We start from the raw sequence: 18,325 nt of genomic DNA, 5'->3' as shown, positions 1-18,325 counted from the left end.
GTGCCGGTCGGTCCGGGGCTGTCGGTCGGGCAGCGGTGGACGCGGCCCAGGCGAACCGGGGCCGGTGGTCGCGGTGAGGGCAGAGTTGCGGGAGCTGGCCGCCGCCGGTGGTGGGGTGCTGGTCGTTCGGCATGACGGGCAACCTGGGGTCGGCCGGGTCGGCGGTGCTGCGTACCGCTGCGATGTTGCCGGCGCGGACCCGGCGGCCGACAGCGGTGGCGGTGGTGGTCATGTGGCGGTGCGGCCGTCTTGGTCGTGTGCCGGCTGCGGCGAGGCGTGGCCGTGTCTGGTGGCGCGGGTCGAGTTGGCGGGGGTGTTCGGGCCGGTCGCGTTGGCGATGTACGCGGTGGAGCGGATGACCGAGGCGGCGTTCGACCTGCCCGACGTGACGGCGGCCGAGTTGTTCGACCGGTTCCTGGTGTGGACGTGGCGGCCATGCTGACCGTACGGGCGGCGACGGCCGCTGACGTGGAGCCGTTGGGGGAGTTGTTGGCACAGGCGTGTGTGGTGGATCCGGTGGTGGCGTGGCTGATCGGCGATCACGCGTTGCGCTACCTGACGATGCATCAGTTCTTCACCGCCGAGTTGGAGTTCGGCGTACGGCACGGGATCGTCGACGTGGTCGGGCACTGTGACGGGGTGGCGATCTGGTATCCGCACCCGTTCGACCGGCTGCTCGGTGCGGAGCATCAGCGGCGCAGGCTACGGGCCTGCGGTGACCGCCACGGCCCGTACGCGCACTACACCTTTACCGCTGGCCGGGTGGAGGCGACCGGTCGGCATCATCATCTGGCGTTCCTGGCGGCGGCACCTTGGCTGAGACGGCAGGGCATCGGGTCGGCGCTGCTGGGTGCACATCATGCCCGGCTGGACCGGATCGGCATGCCGGCGGTGGTCGAGGCGAGCAGTCCACGGTCCCAGGCGTTCTACCTGCGCAACGGCTACCGGATAGTCCGGGTGGCCCACCTGCCGGCGGGTGGGCCGCCGCTGTGGGCGATGCGTCGGGGCGGCGCACCACCCGACCAACCACCTATGACCGCAGCGCTGCGCGTCGGCTGAACCGGAGCCGATCTGCAGTCGAAGGCCGGCGATCGGCAGCGTTGCGTCGAGGCGCGGTCAGCCTACGAGCTGGAGATGCCGGGACAGTTCGTCCAGCTCAGGCTGTCGCCCTGCGGGTACCCGCGCCTTGAGCTCCGCCGTGAGGTCGCGAGCCAGACGGTGATAGCGAATCCACTCGGGCGTCAGGCGGCGTGTCTGATGCAGTGCCGCGATTGCAGGCACGTCGTTGCCTATTTCCGTTTGTGCTTGCGCCAGGGCGAGGAGGTAGCGGGACTCCCAGGTGACCGGAACGCGGCTACCGGCGGCTTCCACCCTGGCGGCGAGTCGGACGGCGGTCTCGAAGTCGCCAAGCTCGGTGGCATTGATGACCGCACTCTGCGCGACCAGCCGTGGCCCGAAGACACTCCATCGATCGACTCTGTCCTGGCCGAGTCGCACCGCTGCGGCGCGGGCGAAGTCGAGTAGCTCGGTGGCGGTGTCGGCGCGGTCGTCCCGTGCGGCGGCACCTGCGGCGTTGACCAGAAGTCCGCCCCAGACGGTGAGTTCGGTCGGGGTAGCTCGGGTTATTCGCGGCTCGTGGGTTTCGGCTGCTCGGGTAGCGGCGGTGAGGCTGTCGCGGTATCGACCCTGCCGGCGCAGGATCCATGCGGCCCAGTACACGGCGGAGGCCCTGGTGACCGGGTCGCCGCACTGTTCCGACGCGGCAACCGCACGCTCAGTGCTGAGCCAGGCAAGGTCCTCGTGACCGAGCATGACAGTGACCCCGGCGGCGAGCTCGAAGACGGTCGCCAGCAGCGAGCAGGCATGTTCCTGTTCGCCGCCCGAGGACTCTTTCGCTGCGTGACGGGCTTCGGCGACGAGCTCGGGGAGCAGCCGGCCGAGGATGCTGTACTCACCGCGCTGCCAGATGTGCCAGGCGCTGTCGACGGAGGCGGCGAGCCGGGTGAGATCGATGTCGGCGTCGCTTTCGGCGAGAGCTGGACCAGCTCGTACTCCGATCACCTGCACCTGTCGGCCGACCTGACCGATGCCGGCGTCCGGCTGTGGCACTGCCCTGACCCCCGCCTCGGCGCGGTCCACCTCAAGTGGGGTGCCGTTGGCCGCTACTCCCTGCACCCCGACGATCTGGCCACCACGTTGCCGATTCTCGACCGGCCGTTGAGCGACCTCGTCACGCTCGCCGCCCAACCTCGGAAAGACACCGGTTGCCGTGTACCGGATTCGGTGTTCCACCAGGAGATGATCGGCAGCTTCTTCGCCTTCTTCGCCGGCCGTAGCCTGCCCGGCGCGACTACGTGGGCGCTGCGCTGTTGGCACGACTTCGTCACAAACGCAGTGGTGTACTCGGCAGCCGTCGCCGAGACCCCGTCGGCCGAGCAGCGGGTCACCGCCTGGCGGGACGGCCTGGCCCGTGGCGCCAGGGTCGCCGCAAGCGGGCGATTGCGTCCGGCACGCACCGCTTCCGAAGTGGCGACAGTGCTCGATCAGGTATGCGCCGAGGTCGGGCAGCCAATGATCACCTTCGACCGGTGAACGCCGCGCTTACCTGCGGACGGTGTCCCGTCCACCAGCTCAGCAACCCCTCAGCCGAACGGAACAGGTGATCACAGGAGGTGTCGGCGTGCTCGTAACGACGACGCAACTGCCAGGTGCCGCACACCCGCTCCCACCACAGCCGATGGACCGCGTCGGCCAACGCCTCATCCGACAGCTCCCGCCGGGACCGGTATCCCGAGACGAAGGCTCCCACCCGCGCCAGATCCAGCCCCTGCGCGTCGCCGAAACCGAACAACAGGGTCGCCGAGCGCACTACTTCCGCCGCAAGCGGGCGTGGCTTGAGCCGATCCCAATCCAGGACCGCGCTCACCTTGTCACCGTCGAACAGTACGTTCAGATGTTGAAAGTCCCCGTGTACCCAGCCGCACGGGCCGACCTCGACCTCGTCGTCCGGACGCAGGTGCCCGACCTGCGCCAGCACCTGCGTACGCAGCCGCAGCCGATCCAGGACGAATTCGTCCATCGCATCCCGGTCCGACCGGGCAGATGCTGCCGACATGTACCGGTCGATCTTGTCCTTGGTCGTCGCCGGCTCAGTCACCGGCTCGCACATCGTTTCCGGCGCTGCCGGCATGATCTGCGCCAGATCGACATGCAGCTCGGCCAGCAGGGCACCCAGCGACTCGACCTCGATCAGCGACAGCTCCAACCCCTCGCGGTGCGTGCCCTGCGCCCAGGCCGTCACCGCGTAGACATCCCCGTCGTACTCCAGCAGCGTGTCACCGCCCGGCACGGTCAGTGGTGCCGGGACGGGCCGGCCGCGTTCGGCCAGTACCCGCGTCGCCGCATGCTGCCGTCGGGCAGCTACCGCGTCGATGTCACGTACCTGCTTCACCGCGAACATTCCGCGGTCTGTGGTCACCCGCCAGTTGCGGTTCATCAGGCCCGCGTCGATCACTTCTATGTCCTGGACCGTGCCGAGATCGAAGGCCGCCGTCACAGCACCGAGCGCACGCGCATCACCGGCCCTAGCTGCTGAGTCCCTCGGCTGCGTCGCCACGGTCTGTTCTTACCGCCAAGCGGAACCCGAACCCAGGAGGCACGCCGTGACAGCCGTCACCCGCACCGGCCCCCGAGACGACGAACTCGTCATCGTCGCAGTCGAAGGACTGTGCTACTCGGGCAAGAGCACTCTCATCCACCATTTGGCGCCCAGACTTGATGCGATCGTCGCCCCCGAGTACACCGAGCTCGCCTCGCTGCCGTCGTGGCCACCCGCCGACAATGCCGAGGTCAGCGCTGCGTTGCGCCGGTTCCTCGACATCGAAGAACAACGCGCCCGTGAGATCCGGGCCCGGACGACGAGCCGCAAGCACCAGAGCGGCCCCGGCCATCGCGAGGTCATCGTCCTGCTGGACCGCAGCCCTCTGACGCTCATTGCTCATGAGTACGGCATGCAGGCACTCGGAGTCCCAGCCGACCCAGACGGCGCGGCGACCCTTTACGCCGACGCCGCAAGCGCCGAACGAATCCTCGTGCCGGCCGCCTACCTGTACTTGTCCGTCCCTGACGCGATCAGCGACGGTCGCCGCGCCAGCCGTGGGCCGATCGCCGCACACCTCGACGACCCTGTTGTCCGCGCCCGGATAGACGAAACCTGCCGTTCGTGGCTACGCCTGATTCCGTCCCGAAGGCAGATGATCCTCGACGGGACCATGACGCCCTCGCTGCTGGCCACCGCCGCCGCCTCGTTCATCACCGACCTCGCTGGGCCGTCGGTGCCTTCTTGGCGGCTCCTTGTCGACGCTGGAGCACAGGCATGAACAGCGTCGCTGCCTACCTCCGCACCCTGTGCCCCGGCTTCGCGCCTACTGCTGCCCCGACCTGCACAGGCACCTCACTCCTGCAACGTGGATTGCTGCATGGTCGCCCCGTGATCGCCAAATATCCCATCGACCCTCGCTCATGGTGGCGCGACCGTTGCCGACACGAAATCGGCATTTATCAGGCCTGGCAACGCATCGGCCAACCACCGGTTCTGGTTCCGTATCTCGTTGCGGCTGACCTACACCTGCCGTTGCTCGTCCTCACCGAACTGCCCGGTAGCCCTCTGCGGCCCGAGCGATATCCGCCGGCCGACACCGTCAGCATGGCGACCACGCAGCGCATGCTCGCCGCACTCACCGCGCTGCACCGGTGGCGACCGACCGCACCGTGCGACATCCCGGACGACACTGACTACCCTGCTCAGCTCGCCCCGTTCGCTGGCGACGTCCTTGAAACAAATACCATCCGCGAGCTCATCCAGCTACACGACCTGGCGAGGACGCAGGTCGAGGTCAGCCACGGGGACGCGCATCTCGGCAACACGAGTCTCATCGGTCGGCAGATCGCGCTGCTTGACTTCGAGTTCACCGCTTGGCGGCCGGCTGGTTACGACCACGCCAAGCTGTACCTCTTCCTCTCCGAGAACCCCGCAGCCCGCCACGCCGTCAAGCGTGACGTCGACTCCGCACCGGCAGCGCAGGCCGGTTTCTGGATCTCAGTGGCCCTTGCCGCCTGCCGCGAAATGACGTCCCATCGCCAACACGCTGACCTGCCGGATCGGGAGCAACGTCTCTACCAGATCGCTACCGATCTCCGGCTCGCGGTCACCGAATGCCGCCGCATACGCGCCCAAATTCAGTAACCCGGAGGAACCGGTGAACCTGCCCCTGCACCCGGTGTCTGACTGCTACGGCTACGACCGAGGAACCCCCGTCGACCGCATCTACATCGATGCCTTCCTCGCCCACCACCGCACATTGATCCACGGTGATGCCGCCGAGGTCAAGGGGCTCTTCGAAGTTGAGCGGGGTTCGCGGTTGACGGCGACCCTGGCGTAGAGGGCTCGCAGCCCTTCGGTGATCATCTGAGTGTCTAGATCGGATGGTCACAAGCGGAGAGCTGCGAGCATGGTCAACGATACGACCCGGCTGCTGGGCCTGGACGGCCTGGTGGTGGATCGGGTCAGGTTGGACCCCGACGGTGTCCCGGTGGTTGCTCTGTCTACCGCCGATGAGCAGGCACAATGCTGCCCGGACTGCGGTGTGCGGGCCCGGCGGGTCAAGGACTGGGTGACGACCCGGCCGAGGGACCTGCCCGTGGCGGGCCGTGCGACGCGGCTACGGTGGCGTAAACGCCGCTGGCATTGCGACCACGGCGGATGTCGGCGCCGGACGTTCACCGAGCAGGTGGCGCAGGTCCCAGCCCGGCATCGGGTGACCGCCCGGTTGCGGCAGGCCGCCGGGGCGGCGGTCGCCGACGGCGCCCGCACGGTCGTACAGTCCGCCCGTGACCATGACCTGTCCTGGCCGGTGGTCGCGGCGGCGTTCACCGCCCACGCGGGCGTGGTGCTGCCCGACGAACCGGAACCGGTGGAGGTCCTCGGGATCGACGAGACCCGCCGGGGCCGGCCGAAGTGGGTCTTCGACCAGGTCAGCCAGGCGTGGCAGAGCAGTGTGGACCGGTGGCACGTCGGGATGTGTGACCTGTCCGGCGGTCAGGGACTACTGGGCCAGGTCGAGGGCCGCACCGCCCAGGTGGTCATCGACTGGCTCGGCCACCGCAGCCAGACGTGGCGCGATCAGGTCCGGTACGTCGCGATCGACATGTGCACGATCTTCAAGTCCGCGGTCCGTGAGGCGCTGCCGCACGCGATCCTCGTCGTCGATCACTTCCACGTCGTGCAACTCGCCCACCAGGCCCTCAACGAGGTCCGCCGCCGGGTCACCGTGCAGGTCCGGGGCCGCCGGGGCCGCGCCGGTGACCGCGAATGGGACCTGCGTAACCGGCTGACCCGCTCCGCGAGGCGGATGCGCGCGGAACGCGTCGACAAGCTCTGCGACGAGATCGCCGGGCTACCCGCCGGCATCAGCGTGCCGGTCCTCGCCGCGTGGAACGCCAAGGAAGACCTCCTCGACCTGCTGGCCCTGGCCCGCACCCACCCGGACCGGGAAAACGTCGCTCGACTGCTGCACCGCTTCTACCAACGCTGCGCCGACAGCGGTCTACCCGAACTCGCCCGCCTCGCGACCACGATCGAGATCTGGTGGCCCCAGATCCTCGCGTTCCTGCACACCGGCATCACCAACGCCGGCTCCGAAGGCACCAACCGAGTCATCAAAACCGTCGCCCGCGACGCCTACGGCTTCCGCAACCCGATCAACCAACGCCTACGAACCCGCTGCGCGACCACCCGGAAAAGCCGCGGACACCTCAACCCCGCTTAACTTCGAAGAGCCGGTCAAGGACGACACCTACCTGCGCAGGTATGGTGACGGCCAGCTTGCTTCCACCGCGATCATCGACATCGACCCCAGTAATCCCCGGGCCACCATCCAAGCCGATCTCACTGTTGTCGGCAGCCTGCAAAGAGCCACCTTCGACTGTCTGATCCTGACCCAGACCCTCCAACTACTGTCCGACCCCTCCGCCGCGCTCCTCACCTGCCGTGACGCGTTGCGCCCCGGCGGGACCCTCCTGATTACCGTTCCCTGCCTCGCCCGGATCAGCCCCAGCGGTGGCCCGGCGGACCGGTGGCGGTGCACACCCGCTGGCCTCCGCCAACTGCTCACCGGCTGGCCCGGGCCCATCCAAGTCCACGGCTATGGCAACCTCCGCACCTGCCTTGCAGCGCTTCTCGGCGAAGCCGCCGAGGAACTCACCGAAACCGAGCGCAATCATCATGATCTTCGGTTTCCACTGCTCGCCGCTGCGGCAGCCCGCCGAACCGGGATCCAGGGGGAATCGTGACGACTGACATCGGACTTCGTCGCGGATGTCCTCATCCGCCCGGTCCCGTGATTTTCGACTGCGACGGCACGCTCGTCGCCACCGAGGGCTTATGGGATGGCGCCTACACCATATTGTTCGACCGCTATCAGACAATGTTGAGCCGACCAGATCGACACCGACTCGTCGGACTCACCCTTGGTGACCTCGGCCGCGAAATCAGCCGCCTGATCGGGCAGCCTCACCGGCATCGGGAACTCGCCACTGAAGTCCTCGACCTCGTCAGCAATAACCTCGGTCGCGGCGTAGCCGCAATGCCGGGCGCGGTCGAACTGGTCACCGCTCTCGCCCGCACTCGACCCATCGGCGTCGCCTCCAACACCCTGCGGAGCGCCGTCGTGGAGTACCTCACCCAGATCGGGATAGGCCGCCTGGTTGACGTTGTGGTCTGTAGCGACGATGTCGCCGCACCCAAGCCCGCACCCGACGTCTACCTAACGGCCTGCGCGCGGCTCGGCTTCAACCCTGGAGCTGCGGTCGCCATCGAGGATTCTGCTGCTGGTGCGCACGCCGCCCACACCGCTGGCCTCTACGTGATCGGTGTACCGTCCCAACCGGATCTGCTGCTGCCGGCCGCAGATGTTGTCTACCCGAGCCTGAACGATCCTGGGTTACGCCAAATCCTCACTGCCGGCGGGTCGATAGTGCGGCGTACGGCGATGTGATCGGTGCGAAGCCGTCGACCGGGCGTGCCGCTTCGTCGGCTCCCTGCCGTAATAGGCTCCTGACACCACCCCGAACAACTCCCGTCCGTACGGAAGGAATCCGGTGTCCTCAACTCCGGCAACGCCCACGCCACGGGTGGTGGTGTACGGCCTCGGCGGCACCATCGCCATGACCAGCAGCACCGGCGGCGGTGCGGTCAGTCCCACCCTGACCGCCCAGCAACTCGTCGACGCCGTACCCGGACTCGCCGACGCCTCAATCGCGGTCGACGTCGTCGACTTCCGCCGCCGACCCGGCGCGAGCCTCACCGTCGCCGACCTCACCGACCTGCACGCCGCCGCGACGCACGCCCTGGCCGGCGGCGCGACCGGTGTCGTCGTCACCCAGGGCACCGACACAATCGAGGAAACCGCCTACCTGCTCGACCTGCTCCACCACCGCCCCGAACCGATCGTGGTCACCGGCGCGATGCGAAACCCCACCCTCGCCGGCGCCGACGGCCCCGCGAACATCCTCGCCGCCATCCGCACCGCCGCCTCCCCGGCGGTGCGGGACCAGGGCTGCCTCGTCGCCTTCGCCGACGAGATTCACGCCGCACGATGGGTGACCAAGACCCACTCCACCAGCGGCGCCACCTTCCGGTCCCTGGACACCGGACCCCTCGGCTACGTCCTCGAAGGCACCGTACGGATGCTCAACCGGGTGCCGCACCGGCTGACCATCCCTGCCCCGCGCCGGACGGACACCGCCACTGTCGCCCTGCACACCGTCACCCTCGACGACGACCCCACGCTCCTCGACGCCATCGGCCGGCACTGCAACGGCCTCGTCATCGCCGGATTCGGCGTCGGCCACGTCCCCGAACCCCTCGTCGACACCCTCACCACCCTCGCCGGACGAATCCCCGTCCTCCTCGCCTCCCGCACCCCCGCCGGACCCACCCTCACCCACACCTACGGCTTCCCCGGCTCCGAGCAGGACCTCATCGGTCGCGGTCTCATCCCCGCAGGCTGGCTCCACCCCTACAAGGCCCGCGTCCTGCTCCGCGCACTCCTCGCCGTCGACACGAAACCACACGACATCGCGCGCGGTCACCACCGCCGGTGGACTCACCGAACCCACCACCTGGCCCTGGACCACCACCAGCGACGACCGGTTGGGAACGAGCCGTACGGATGCGTAGCCACGACCTGACCCCCGGCCGCATGATCGGCGTCGTCCTCGACCACGGCGACGACTTCTTCACCGCCCTCACCGACGCCTGCCGCACCCACGACATCCGACAGGGCTACATCCCGATGTTCATCGCCGGCCTTAGCCAGGCGAAACTCGTCGGCACCTGCCAACGCCTCGACAACCCCGCCGCCCCTGTCTGGTCACACGTCGACCTCACCAACATCGAAGCCCTCGGCGGCGGCACCATCGCCTGGGACGACACCACCGGGACCATCACACCCCACATCCACATAACGGTCGGGCTCAAGGAACACAGCGCCACCGCCTACACCAGCCACCTCCTCGACGCGACCGTCCAGTTCCTCACCGAAATGCTCATCATCGAAATCACCGCACCGACCATGCACCGGCTACCGAACCCCGACCTGTACGACGTACCGCAACTGCACTTCGGACCAACGAGGCACGGAAGCTGATTGCGCCGATCCGGCGGCTCCGTCGACCAACCACCCATGACCGCGGCGCTGCGCGTCGGCTGAGTCGGACGCTGGCCTGCGGGCACGTTGTCGCAGGCCAGCGGGTCACGAAGCGAGAGGGAACTCCGCACGGGTGCTGGTGCCGGTGATCTTGATGTCCAGCTCGCCCTCCAGTGCTCCGGCCAGGCGATGCAGCAGCGGGAGCGTCGGCGTGACCGCGCCGCCTTCGAGCCGCGAGATCACGGTCTGCGTGGTGCCAGCCCGAGCGGCGAGCTCGGCTTGGCTCAGGCCGAGCGCGACCCGGCGGTCGTAGACGGCCTGACCGAGGGCGATGCGGGCACCGGCCTCGACGTACTCAGGACTTGCCCGGTGCTCGTCCGGAACAGTCCACCTGGTGTGGTATCCCTCCATGGCCTCATCCTCTCCCGATCGTAGGAATGCGTCGCTGGCTGATGCAGATGCGTACAACCAACGGCGGATCTGTTGATCAAGGGCGATGCGCCGATCCGGCGACCTGGTCGACGGGTGGACTTGACGTGTAATGCTGACGCCGGTCGGGACGTTGAGGGGGTGGAATGAGCGACATCCGGTTCACCGAGGGAATCCTGAACTTCACCCAGGCCGCACGGCACCTGCGGGTGCCGCAGCAGACATTCCACCGCTGGGCGAAGGGCTACCCCCGGGGTGGGCCGCTGCTGCACATCGCGGACCCTCAGTCGAGTCCGCTGCCGGTCACCTTCATCGCCCTGGCCGAGGCGCACGTGCTGGAGGCGCTGCGTACAGCCGGCGTGCGTCCGCAACGGATCCGTCCCGCGCTCGAAGCCCTGCAGCAGGAGTTCGGCCGCGAGTACGTTCTCGTCGCGCCTGAGCTGGCCACCGACGGAGTCGACGTCCTGTGGGACTTCAACAGGAGCCTGGCCGATCACGGGCTCATCGTGGGCGGCACCAACCAGCACGTGATCCGGGAGATCGTCGCCGATCACATGCAGTACATCGCCTTCGGTGGCGATGGCTTCCCGGAGCGGCTGCAACTGTCCGCCTGGCTTCCGTCGAAGGTCGAGGTCGACGTGCGCCGGGCCTTCGGACAGCCCATCTTCGCCGGCACCGGGACGAGAGTGGCGGACGTCGCAGGCATGATCAAGGCAGGTGAGAGCGCTGAAACGGTCGCGGACGAGTTCGGCCTCTTCATCAGCGACGTCCGTACCTCCGCCCACATCCTCCTGGGCGTCGCCGCCTGAGTTCATCGTCACCCGGTTGCCGCCGAGCCTTGCCAGCCGCGCCGACGCCCGGTGGTAGTCGGCGAAGCGCTTCATCGAGGTGAGGCTGAGATACCTAACGTCCGCGTTTTAAGGTGTCTCAGCCTCACCTCGATGGTGGCGGATGAGAAGCGGGGGCGATGCGGGCACCGGCCTCGATGCACTCGGTGCTACCGGGTGCAGAGTTGGCCCGGTCACAGCCCTAGCTCGGCGCGAAGATCTGACAGCGAGATGGGCTTCTCGCCCGCGTCGATGCGGGCCAGTGCCTCGCGGGCGACCGCGACATCGGCGGCTTCCTCGGTGTGCTCGGTCGCCTCGGCCAGGTAGGCAGGGACGATGTCGGAGAGTTGATCCCGGGCGGCCGAGATGCTCAGCTCCTGATCGGGCTTGATCGGTTCTGCGGTCACGTACAAAACGTACGTCTTGTACGAGCCGGACGTTGTCCAATTGGGAAACTGCCTGATTCCAGTGAGTATGAGCAGCTGGGCTCTTGGCGCCGTGGCTCTCTCGGCGGGCGTTGTGGCGCTGGCGCGCCGCGTTGTCGATCCGGTGACGCTTGTGCGACGCTGCGCAGTCAGTGTTCGACGGCAGGTGGAGGCGTGGTGCGTGAGGTCGAGGTCAAGTACCGCGTCCAGGACCGGGAAGCGCTGCTCGTCGCGCTCACGGCCCGCGGCATCGAGCCGGGTCCGCCGGTCGTGCAGGACGACCAGGCGTACGCCCCGATCACCTGGTCGTACGGTGACAGCAAGACCGGCGTCCCCTTCGTACGGTTGCGGACCGTCGACGGCCGGCACACCTTCACCCTGAAACGCCCCGCCGACAACGCGCTGGCCTGCGACGAGTACGAGACGGCGGTAACCGACCGCGAGCAGATGCACGCCGCCATCCTGGCGATGGGCTTCCGCCCGACCGTACGGATCGCGAAAATACGCCGTACCGCCGATTTGCCCGACGGTGAGCTGTGCGTCGACGACGTCGCCGGGATCGGCACCTTCCTCGAACTGGAACGCATCGTCGGTGACGGCGTGCCCGGCGCGGCGGTGCAGGCCGAATTGGCGGCGTTCGTCGCCGCGCTCGGCGTCGCGGCGTCCCGCACCGACGAGACGTACGACTCGCTGGTCCGCACGGCCCTCGCCTCAGCCTGATCGCTGTGCTGACGACCAGGTGAGGCAGGCCGGTCGTTGGCCGGTCGACACGTACTCGACAACGGCCTGTCTCGCGGTGTCGACGCCGACCCGGGCCAGCCAGGCGGGCACGTCGACGGTCCCGCTGTCCGGCGACTCCAGCACCGCGATCGGCACGGTCGGATCGAGCTGTACGCCGTAGGAGCCGTCCGACCAGCGTAGGGCAGCTCGTCCGACGTCAATGTCCACATCGATGCGTAACTGCGGCGGTGCGTCCGCCGGTCCGAACCAGATTGTCTGGCCACACCCGCCGTGCGGCATGATCGATGACGCCTGCTCGTCGAACCACTCACCGGCGTCATCCGGGCCGGCCAGCGGCTCCCGATGTCCGTGGTAGTCGGTCATGACGAACTTCATCGGATTATCCTCTCGCCCGTGCCCACGTAAGTCCGTTTCCACCAGGTTTTTCCCTGGTCCCGTGTCGTGTAGACCGTGAGCTCGGAGCCTGCGGGAATGATGGATGGCAGGATCTTGTCGCAGGACCATTCATGATCCTGGTCGCGTTGATTGCTTCCACACACGGTGTTGTCGAGCACGAGATCCCCCTTGGCGGTGCCGTCGCGCCGCATCATCGCGGCTACTTTGGACTCGACGTGTTGATAGAAGGTGACGGGCGGGCCCCGCAGCGGATCGGATATCAGGTCCGCTGCAACGCTTTTGTCCCGTCCGCCGGACTCGACCTGGTTGCCCGCGTAGATGCCAGAGGTGGGACGGTTCGCGCCTTCCGGGCGCGGCAGGAACGTCGATCCTGCCTCCGCGACATGTCGGGGGAGGGTTTCCGGAGGTGACCACCAGGCACCCGCCGGAGCGGGTGTCGGAGAGCTTCCGGATTCGATCGAGGATCCGTTGATCCTGGCCGCGTAGCTGCTGAGGTGCTCGCGGGACCTGGACAGGTGCTCCAGCGCGGCGGCGAGGTGCTGTTGTGCACGATGGGCCGCTGCGATTGCGGCGAGTATATGTGGATGGCTGCTTCCTCGGGCGGACCTGCGCAACCCGTCGGTCAGCCGGGCGGTTCTTGTCGCCAGGTCGGCAACTGAGCGCGTCGGTAGTCGCAGCGCCGCTCGTTGAAGGGCGGAGATGACCTTGTCGAGCGCCAACTATGCCCCCATGGCCCGGAGATAGTTTCTGCACTCGCCGGCCGCCGTGTCCAGTTCGACTCGTACGGACTCGAGTTCGTCGATCGCGGCCCGAAGCTCCGCCAAGGCTGCCAAGGCGTCTGGCGCCTGCGCTCCTTGTAGCGTCAGGGTCAGCGCAGTCATGACACCTCGTACCTCCTCGCCGATGCGGCTGGCGGTCGATCGGGTCAGTTCCTCGGCTGCTTGTCTAATGATCTTCGCAACATCCTCTACCGACATAACATGTCCCTGGCTCGGCTTTGGTTGCTGGTGTTGGCTACTTGCGGGCAGTGATGGTAGATCCACGGTAGCTTCTGTTGAAGCTTGTAAATGATCTACCTGGCCCAATGACAGAATTCTGACTACGATTCCCTGGTAACCGTGGAAGTTGCGAGATCATTTCTTGATCCGTGGACTGAGTCGATCAAGAGTCGAGTCGATGATCTTTGCGGATACAACGCATGCTCTCGACGGCCGTCGCTGTCGGCGATGCGCCGGGGCGGCGCATCACCCGGCCCACCACCCATGCGATCCTCGGTCCGTGATGGAGGCGGCGCGGCGCGATCTGGATCTGATGCGGGACTCTCCGGCGGCCTGGCCGCAGCTGCGGTACGAGCCGGCCACCGGTGCCGACGGCTTCGAGTACGACCGCCACGCGGCTCGGCGGGCGGGCCTGCTGTGGGCGATGCAGTACGACAGGCGGGCCGATGATCTGCCGTTGCTGCGCCTGCTGGCCGAGCAGGAGGCGGTGTGTCGCCGCAGCGCACCGTTTCAAGGGCTCACCGAGGAGACCGAACTCGCCGGATTCCTGCTCGCCGAGCACGCTCGGGTCGAGGACGTCTGGCTGCACTGGCAGATCAAGCGGGCCAACTTCGACACCTGGTGCGGCTACGACGTGGAGCACCTGGTCGCCGCCGGGGTGCAGGCTACTGTCGACTTTGTCCGCGTCAGTGCGCACCCGGACCGGGCGGACGTGCTGGAACGCCTGCTCGACGACGACGGCCAGCCGTGCGTCTCCGAGGACGACGTCGACGAGTGGGCAGAGAACGAGCGGTCGCGCTTCCCGGCCGACCTGGCCACCGAGGACCCACTCCGGTGGGTGGAGCGGGCCAAGCTGATCGGCGACACCGCGCTTGCCCGCCGGTGGTTGGACGAGTGGGCGGCCGGCCGTGAGCGGGACAAGTCGACCCTGGGCGTGCTGAGGTACGAGCTGGCGGACCTGGGGGCGTTCGCGCTGGCGGCGCAGGCCCAGCGGGAGAGCCTGCGGTACGCCGACACCGACTGGGAGCGGGCATCAGCGTGGCAGTCCCTGGCCGAGTTGGAGCGCCTGGCCGGTGACCACCGGGCCGCCTGGCAGGCGCTGGGTGAGTGCCGCCGGGCCTTGGCGGATGTGTCCGGCTGGACGGAGGTCGGCCTGGGCCGGATGTACGTCGAGCAGCTGTTCCTGCTGGCCTGCTCCGCTGACGACGAGTTGGCCGGGGTGGTGTTCGCCGAAGCCGACCGGCAGGCCGGCGACGTCCCGCGACTGCCGCTGGTGGTGCTGCGGGCCGCCGCCGACGCCGCCGACAAGGTCGGTGACCAGGCCAGGGCGGAGCACTACCGGCGGCTGCGCGACGCCGAGCAACAGCGGATCGACGTCGAACGCGGCCGAGCGACCCCCTGACCGCTTCCGGTCGGCCATTGCGGGCGGTCTGTTCCGGGCGGTCTGTTCCGGGCGGTCAGCTCAGGTAGCGGTCGAACCAGCCGAGGATGACGTCGTCCGGCCGGGTGAGTACGTCGTCGCGTACCTGGTAGAGCAGCGTCGGAACGGTGACGCTACGAGCGGCCTGGACCGGCGACATCTCGTCGAGCCGGAACCCGGTGTGGACCCGGACCCGCTGTTCCAACTCGTCGATGTACCGAGCCGGAATGCCGGCTGCGGCCAGCGACTGCTCCATGGTGACCCGTGGCGACAGCGGCTGCGGCGCGACCATGGCCCGGACGCCCTCGAACGCTGCCGGTTCAGCCTGCATCGCGAAGATCGTGGCGTTCGCGCCCATGCACCGGCTGAACAGCCCGATGGCCATGTGCGTCAGGTCCGCTCGGCTGCGGACGTACGCCAGCGAGCCCAGCACGTCGCGGGCCTCGTAGACACCGGCGGAGATGACGCCGCCGTTGGCCGCACCGCTCTGTCCGAGGTTGCGCAGGTCGTACGCGAGCACGTTGTACCCGGCGTCATGCAGGATCTTGTAGTCCGGGATGAAGTCGACCTCGTTGTCGTTTCCGGTCGCCGCCCACATCGATTTCCACGGCTCAAGGTGCGCGGGCAGGCCGGAACGGCTGAACCACAGGGGGTGGTTGGCGATGATCAGCTTGTCCGAGCCTGCGGCGGGGATGTACCAGCCCTCCAGCGGCACGCCGTCCTTCGACGGGAACGTGACCTCCTGAAAGTCGAGTCCGGCCTCGGTCGGGCTGTGCCAGACCGGCGACCGCAGGGTGGTGCCGAAGGCAGCGGCGTAGCCGCCGATGAACTGCTCGATCTGCTCCGCCGTGGGGCGGTCGGAGCGGTCGGAGTGGTCGGTGCGTCGGTGTCCGTCATGACGACGACTCTCCGCGCTGCTGGCAGGTGCAGGAAGGCCGACCGATTCATGGTCACCCCGACCGTAGGAGTTCCACACCTACCCTCTCCTGCGGTCACCGCACCTACGCTGGGGAAATGCGCAACGACAACCCGCTCGGCGACTTTCTGCGCGCCCGTCGGGAGCACACCGCGCCCGGCGGCCTCGGTCTGCCGGCTGGCGGCCGTCGTCGGGTGCCGGGCCTGCGGCGCGACGAGGTGGCGGTGCTCGCCGGCATGAGCACCGACTACTACGTACGCCTGGAGCAGGGCCGCGAACGGCACCCGTCGGCCGAGGTGATCAACGCCCTGGGGCGGGTCTTCGGCCTGGACGCTGACGCCCTCGCGCATCTGCACCAACTCGCCCGACCGCAGCACCGGGCCTCGGAATCCGACCACGTCGGTCCCGGCCTCATCGCGCTGCTGCAACGCTGGCACGACACACCGGCGATCGTGCAGAACCGGTACGGCGATGTGCTCGCCTGCACCGGCCTGGCGTTGGCGATCCATCCGAGCCTGACACGCGACCGGAATCTCGTGAGACTACTTTTTCTCGACCCCGCCGAACGGGCGCTCTTCCCCGACTGGGAGGAGCAGGCACGTCAAGGCGTGGCGTGGCTGCGGGCCGACGCCGACCCCGGTAGCCCGCGCCTCGCGGCCCTGATGGGCGAGCTGACGCTCAAGAGCCCGGACTTCGTCCGGCTCTGGGCCCGGCACGACGTCCGCGTCAAGTCCGCCGGCCGCAAGAGGTTCGCGCATCCGGTCGTGGGGGAGTTCGCCGTGAACTTCGAGACGTTCCAGGTCAACGGGAAGGCTGGACAGACGCTCACCGTCTACCACGCGGCACCTGGAACGAGCGACGCTGATGCGCTCACCCTGCTCGCCAGCCACGCGGCCACCGCGTCCACCGACCGCGTCGACGCGCCGCGCGATGTCGTTGTCGTCGACCGCCCGAGGTAACGAATCTGGCGCGGACCGGCCGGTCCTGAGCGGGTGCCCGCTACAGCCGCTCGATCCTGACCGGTGCCCGCTACGGTTGGCCGCCGGTGCCGGTCTGCCAGAAGACCTGCCGGGTGGACCCGGACCGCAGCACCAGGTTCCCGTCGTCGCGCAGCACCAACTCCGGGCTGGGGCCAGCTCCGACGGAATTCGACGCCCACACCGCCGCCGCGTCAGCGGCTGAGCTGTCGTAGACGACGAGGTTGCCGTCGGGCTGCATCCTGGTCTCCCACACGCTCCTGCCGCCGACCACGATCTGGTGTGTGCCGGACGACCAGAGCACGCTGTTGCCGGGCCCGTACAGGACCAGGTTGCCGTCCTGCTGCTGCATCAGGTGGTAGACCTCGTTCGGCGAGGACAGGTACCGCAGGGCGGTGAGCCGGTAGCCGGCCGGCATGGTGCCGGCGTACGACAGGGTGCTGTTCTGTTCGGACAGGCCCGCCAGCATCATCACCGTCGAGCCGTCCCTGCGGGTCAGATGGAAGTGGCCCTGGTTGGTGACCATCACCCTGGTCGCGTCGGAATCCTTGGTGTTCGATGCCCAGGCGACGCCCCCGTCGGGGCGGTAGATGACGAGGTTGCCGTCGCCCTGCATGACGACCCGGCTGCCGGGCTGGCCATCGGTGTTGCTGGCCCACCAGTCGTACGGGCCTTGGCAGATGTCGGGTCGGGGCGCCCCGCAGGGCGACGGACCGTAGGCGACGAGGTTGCCGTCGGTCTGCATCAGCAGGCCGAACCGGCCGTCGGGGGAGAGGATGTACTCGCCTGGGTACATGGTCGTGTTCGCGTTGAGCTGGGTGCCGATCCTGGTCGCGCCGACGAACGCGCCGGTCCGGACCGCGCCGGTGGCGGGTTGCGCCGAGACGGCGGGCGACGCCGTCGCGGCGTCGGCCTGCCGGTCCGGGCCTGCCGGTGACGCCGCCGGCTCGCCGGTCAGCGCCACCGCCCCCGGCGTCTCGATCTCGTCGGACCGGTTCGCGAAGGCCACGGCCGTAGCGATCGTCAGCACCACGGCGACCGTGCCGAGCAGCAGCGCCGGCCGCCGAGGTCGGGTCGGCGGCACGTTGTCGCCCGGGCCGGGCCGCGACACCCCGCCGGCGCCCGTGGTCGCGGCACTGTCGATGCCGACATCGCCGCTGCGCTCACCCGTCGGGGCGCCGGTGACGACGACTGCCGGATCGACATCCGCCCACGGGTCGACCGGATTACCCTGCGACATTGACATCTCCTGACGGACCAGCGACAAGGTACGGGTCGTCCGGAATCCGGACGCGGCGCACCGGGGCCAGGCCACGGTGCCCGGCGCAAACAAGGCACCAGTGGGAAATCCTGCCAATTCGTGCAGGCCGTTGACCAGTCGCGACCGGCGAATCTAGGCAGTCGCCAGGTCTGACTCACCGCCGCCGAACCGTCCGGGACGGCGGCGAGCCGCACCTCCCGGTGCGTCGAGGGTGTCGAGGGCACAACG

The 18,325-nt window shown here is 68.4% G+C and carries 23 protein-coding genes and 1 pseudogene; 15 read left to right on the top strand and 9 right to left on the bottom strand.

Translation table 11 applies throughout. The features are described 5' to 3' along the window. Positions 1 to 73 precede the first annotated feature (73 nt). A complete protein-coding gene (locus EDC02_RS41935) occupies positions 74 to 442 on the top strand; it encodes a hypothetical protein (RefSeq protein WP_233606475.1) in 369 nt (122 codons plus the stop codon). After that, a complete protein-coding gene (locus tag EDC02_RS27785; RefSeq protein WP_123607158.1) occupies positions 436 to 1,059 on the top strand; it encodes a GNAT family N-acetyltransferase in 624 nt (207 codons plus the stop codon). Before EDC02_RS41935 ends, EDC02_RS27785 begins: the two co-directional genes overlap by 7 nt. A gap of 57 nt (positions 1,060 to 1,116) precedes the next feature. Here EDC02_RS27785 and EDC02_RS27780 read toward each other — a convergent pair whose 3' ends face one another. Beyond that, positions 1,117 to 2,292 carry a hypothetical protein gene (locus tag EDC02_RS27780; protein WP_123605307.1) on the bottom strand — a complete coding sequence of 392 codons (1,176 nt, stop codon included), beginning with the start codon at positions 2,290 to 2,292 and terminating at the stop codon, positions 1,117 to 1,119. A gap of 6 nt (positions 2,293 to 2,298) precedes the next feature. Between EDC02_RS27780 and EDC02_RS27775 the strand changes: the two genes are divergently transcribed. Next, complete coding sequence (locus tag EDC02_RS27775; RefSeq protein WP_148083659.1) at positions 2,299 to 2,592, top strand: hypothetical protein; 294 nt, start codon at positions 2,299 to 2,301, stop codon at positions 2,590 to 2,592. On the opposite strand, the gene EDC02_RS27770 is transcribed toward EDC02_RS27775, so the two are convergent. Beyond that, positions 2,576 to 3,556, bottom strand: coding sequence for a phosphotransferase (locus EDC02_RS27770; RefSeq protein ID WP_123605305.1), 981 nt, complete (start codon positions 3,554 to 3,556; stop codon positions 2,576 to 2,578). The genes EDC02_RS27775 and EDC02_RS27770 overlap by 17 nt on opposite strands. A 106-nt stretch (positions 3,557 to 3,662) precedes the next feature. Between EDC02_RS27770 and EDC02_RS27765 the strand changes: the two genes are divergently transcribed. From EDC02_RS27765 to EDC02_RS27735, 8 genes and pseudogenes are all read left to right on the top strand, one after another. Then, complete coding sequence (locus EDC02_RS27765) at positions 3,663 to 4,379, top strand: hypothetical protein (RefSeq protein ID WP_123605304.1); 717 nt, start codon at positions 3,663 to 3,665, stop codon at positions 4,377 to 4,379. A gap of 110 nt (positions 4,380 to 4,489) precedes the next feature. Continuing rightward, a complete protein-coding gene (locus tag EDC02_RS27760; protein ID WP_148083658.1) occupies positions 4,490 to 5,245 on the top strand; it encodes a phosphotransferase in 756 nt (251 codons plus the stop codon). A 13-nt stretch (positions 5,246 to 5,258) separates the two neighbouring features. Next, positions 5,259 to 5,441 carry a hypothetical protein gene (locus EDC02_RS39780; RefSeq protein WP_148083657.1) on the top strand — a complete coding sequence of 61 codons (183 nt, stop codon included), beginning with the start codon at positions 5,259 to 5,261 and terminating at the stop codon, positions 5,439 to 5,441. 69 nt (positions 5,442 to 5,510) lie between these two features. Beyond that, positions 5,511 to 6,827 carry an ISL3 family transposase gene (locus EDC02_RS27755; protein WP_123605302.1) on the top strand — a complete coding sequence of 439 codons (1,317 nt, stop codon included), beginning with the start codon at positions 5,511 to 5,513 and terminating at the stop codon, positions 6,825 to 6,827. 31 nt (positions 6,828 to 6,858) lie between these two features. Then, entirely contained in the window at positions 6,859 to 7,350 is a 492-nt protein-coding gene (locus EDC02_RS42930; protein WP_123605301.1) for a methyltransferase domain-containing protein, read from the top strand. Then, positions 7,347 to 8,054 carry an HAD family phosphatase gene (locus tag EDC02_RS27745; protein ID WP_158632334.1) on the top strand — a complete coding sequence of 236 codons (708 nt, stop codon included), beginning with the start codon at positions 7,347 to 7,349 and terminating at the stop codon, positions 8,052 to 8,054. Before EDC02_RS42930 ends, EDC02_RS27745 begins: the two co-directional genes overlap by 4 nt. A 169-nt stretch (positions 8,055 to 8,223) precedes the next feature. Beyond that, positions 8,224 to 9,238, top strand: a pseudogene (locus tag EDC02_RS27740) (asparaginase). Continuing rightward, positions 9,231 to 9,707: a PPC domain-containing DNA-binding protein gene (locus EDC02_RS27735; RefSeq protein ID WP_123605299.1), complete on the top strand. Its 477-nt coding sequence runs from the start codon at positions 9,231 to 9,233 to the stop codon at positions 9,705 to 9,707. The pseudogene EDC02_RS27740 and the gene EDC02_RS27735 overlap by 8 nt, the downstream one beginning before the upstream one ends. A 105-nt stretch (positions 9,708 to 9,812) precedes the next feature. On the opposite strand, the gene EDC02_RS27730 is transcribed toward EDC02_RS27735, so the two are convergent. Then, entirely contained in the window at positions 9,813 to 10,118 is a 306-nt protein-coding gene (locus tag EDC02_RS27730; protein ID WP_123605298.1) for a helix-turn-helix domain-containing protein, read from the bottom strand. 164 nt (positions 10,119 to 10,282) lie between these two features. On the opposite strand from EDC02_RS27730, the gene EDC02_RS27725 reads away from it, so the two are divergent. Then, entirely contained in the window at positions 10,283 to 10,945 is a 663-nt protein-coding gene (locus EDC02_RS27725) for a DUF433 domain-containing protein (protein WP_123605297.1), read from the top strand. A gap of 212 nt (positions 10,946 to 11,157) precedes the next feature. On the opposite strand, the gene EDC02_RS27720 is transcribed toward EDC02_RS27725, so the two are convergent. Continuing rightward, positions 11,158 to 11,370, bottom strand: a complete 213-nt coding sequence (locus tag EDC02_RS27720) for a prevent-host-death protein (RefSeq protein WP_148083656.1) — start codon at positions 11,368 to 11,370, stop codon at positions 11,158 to 11,160. A 195-nt stretch (positions 11,371 to 11,565) separates the two neighbouring features. Here EDC02_RS27720 and EDC02_RS27715 point away from each other — a divergent pair, with 195 nt between their 5' ends. Next, complete coding sequence (locus EDC02_RS27715; protein ID WP_123607157.1) at positions 11,566 to 12,108, top strand: class IV adenylate cyclase; 543 nt, start codon at positions 11,566 to 11,568, stop codon at positions 12,106 to 12,108. Here EDC02_RS27715 and EDC02_RS27710 read toward each other — a convergent pair. The 3 genes from EDC02_RS27710 to EDC02_RS39775 are packed head-to-tail and all read right to left on the bottom strand — an operon-like array spanning position 12,100 to position 13,502. After that, a complete protein-coding gene (locus tag EDC02_RS27710) occupies positions 12,100 to 12,504 on the bottom strand; it encodes an Imm1 family immunity protein (RefSeq protein WP_158632333.1) in 405 nt (134 codons plus the stop codon). The genes EDC02_RS27715 and EDC02_RS27710 overlap by 9 nt on opposite strands. Next, positions 12,501 to 13,244, bottom strand: coding sequence for a DddA-like double-stranded DNA deaminase toxin (locus EDC02_RS27705; RefSeq protein WP_123607156.1), 744 nt, complete (start codon positions 13,242 to 13,244; stop codon positions 12,501 to 12,503). The genes EDC02_RS27710 and EDC02_RS27705 overlap by 4 nt, the downstream gene beginning before the upstream one ends. Continuing rightward, positions 13,245 to 13,502, bottom strand: coding sequence for a hypothetical protein (locus tag EDC02_RS39775; protein ID WP_148083655.1), 258 nt, complete (start codon positions 13,500 to 13,502; stop codon positions 13,245 to 13,247). Positions 13,503 to 13,806: 304 nt separating this feature from the next. On the opposite strand from EDC02_RS39775, the gene EDC02_RS27700 reads away from it, so the two are divergent. Further along, complete coding sequence (locus tag EDC02_RS27700) at positions 13,807 to 14,925, top strand: hypothetical protein (protein ID WP_123605294.1); 1,119 nt, start codon at positions 13,807 to 13,809, stop codon at positions 14,923 to 14,925. 55 nt (positions 14,926 to 14,980) lie between these two features. Here EDC02_RS27700 and EDC02_RS40450 read toward each other — a convergent pair whose 3' ends face one another. After that, the gene (locus tag EDC02_RS40450) at positions 14,981 to 15,919 is read right to left on the bottom strand and encodes a S9 family peptidase (RefSeq protein ID WP_158632332.1); all 939 of its coding nucleotides are present in this window, start codon (positions 15,917 to 15,919) and stop codon (positions 14,981 to 14,983) included. Positions 15,920 to 15,957: 38 nt separating this feature from the next. Here EDC02_RS40450 and EDC02_RS27690 point away from each other — a divergent pair, with 38 nt between their 5' ends. Continuing rightward, entirely contained in the window at positions 15,958 to 16,818 is an 861-nt protein-coding gene (locus EDC02_RS27690) for a helix-turn-helix transcriptional regulator (protein WP_123605292.1), read from the top strand. Positions 16,819 to 16,888: 70 nt separating this feature from the next. On the opposite strand, the gene EDC02_RS27685 is transcribed toward EDC02_RS27690, so the two are convergent. After that, positions 16,889 to 18,076 (bottom strand): hypothetical protein, encoded by a 1,188-nt coding sequence (locus EDC02_RS27685; protein ID WP_123605291.1) that lies wholly within the window; start codon positions 18,074 to 18,076, stop codon positions 16,889 to 16,891. Between the last annotated feature and the right edge of the window lie 249 nt (positions 18,077 to 18,325).

The sequence above is a fragment of the Micromonospora sp. Llam0 genome (assembly GCF_003751085.1).
Taxonomy (GTDB): Bacteria; Actinomycetota; Actinomycetes; order Mycobacteriales; family Micromonosporaceae; genus Micromonospora_E.
This window is presented reverse-complemented; position numbering and strand designations above follow the sequence as displayed.

What these genes read in the sequence shown, in the direction of transcription:
- EDC02_RS27785 (WP_123607158.1), top strand. Translation starts at nt 436, where the DNA reads ATGCTGACCGTACGGGCGGCGACGGCCGCTGACGTGGAGCCGTTGGGG.
- EDC02_RS27775 (WP_148083659.1), top strand. Translation starts at nt 2,299, where the DNA reads ATGATCGGCAGCTTCTTCGCCTTCTTCGCCGGCCGTAGCCTGCCCGGC.
- EDC02_RS27755 (WP_123605302.1), top strand. Translation starts at nt 5,511, where the DNA reads ATGGTCAACGATACGACCCGGCTGCTGGGCCTGGACGGCCTGGTGGTG.
- EDC02_RS27735 (WP_123605299.1), top strand. Translation starts at nt 9,231, where the DNA reads ATGCGTAGCCACGACCTGACCCCCGGCCGCATGATCGGCGTCGTCCTC.
- EDC02_RS27730 (WP_123605298.1), bottom strand. Translation starts at nt 10,118, where the DNA reads ATGGAGGGATACCACACCAGGTGGACTGTTCCGGACGAGCACCGGGCA.
- EDC02_RS27725 (WP_123605297.1), top strand. Translation starts at nt 10,283, where the DNA reads ATGAGCGACATCCGGTTCACCGAGGGAATCCTGAACTTCACCCAGGCC.
- EDC02_RS27710 (WP_158632333.1), bottom strand. Translation starts at nt 12,504, where the DNA reads ATGAAGTTCGTCATGACCGACTACCACGGACATCGGGAGCCGCTGGCC.
- EDC02_RS39775 (WP_148083655.1), bottom strand. Translation starts at nt 13,502, where the DNA reads ATGTCGGTAGAGGATGTTGCGAAGATCATTAGACAAGCAGCCGAGGAA.
- EDC02_RS27700 (WP_123605294.1), top strand. Translation starts at nt 13,807, where the DNA reads ATGGAGGCGGCGCGGCGCGATCTGGATCTGATGCGGGACTCTCCGGCG.
- EDC02_RS27690 (WP_123605292.1), top strand. Translation starts at nt 15,958, where the DNA reads ATGCGCAACGACAACCCGCTCGGCGACTTTCTGCGCGCCCGTCGGGAG.
- EDC02_RS27685 (WP_123605291.1), bottom strand. Translation starts at nt 18,076, where the DNA reads ATGTCGCAGGGTAATCCGGTCGACCCGTGGGCGGATGTCGATCCGGCA.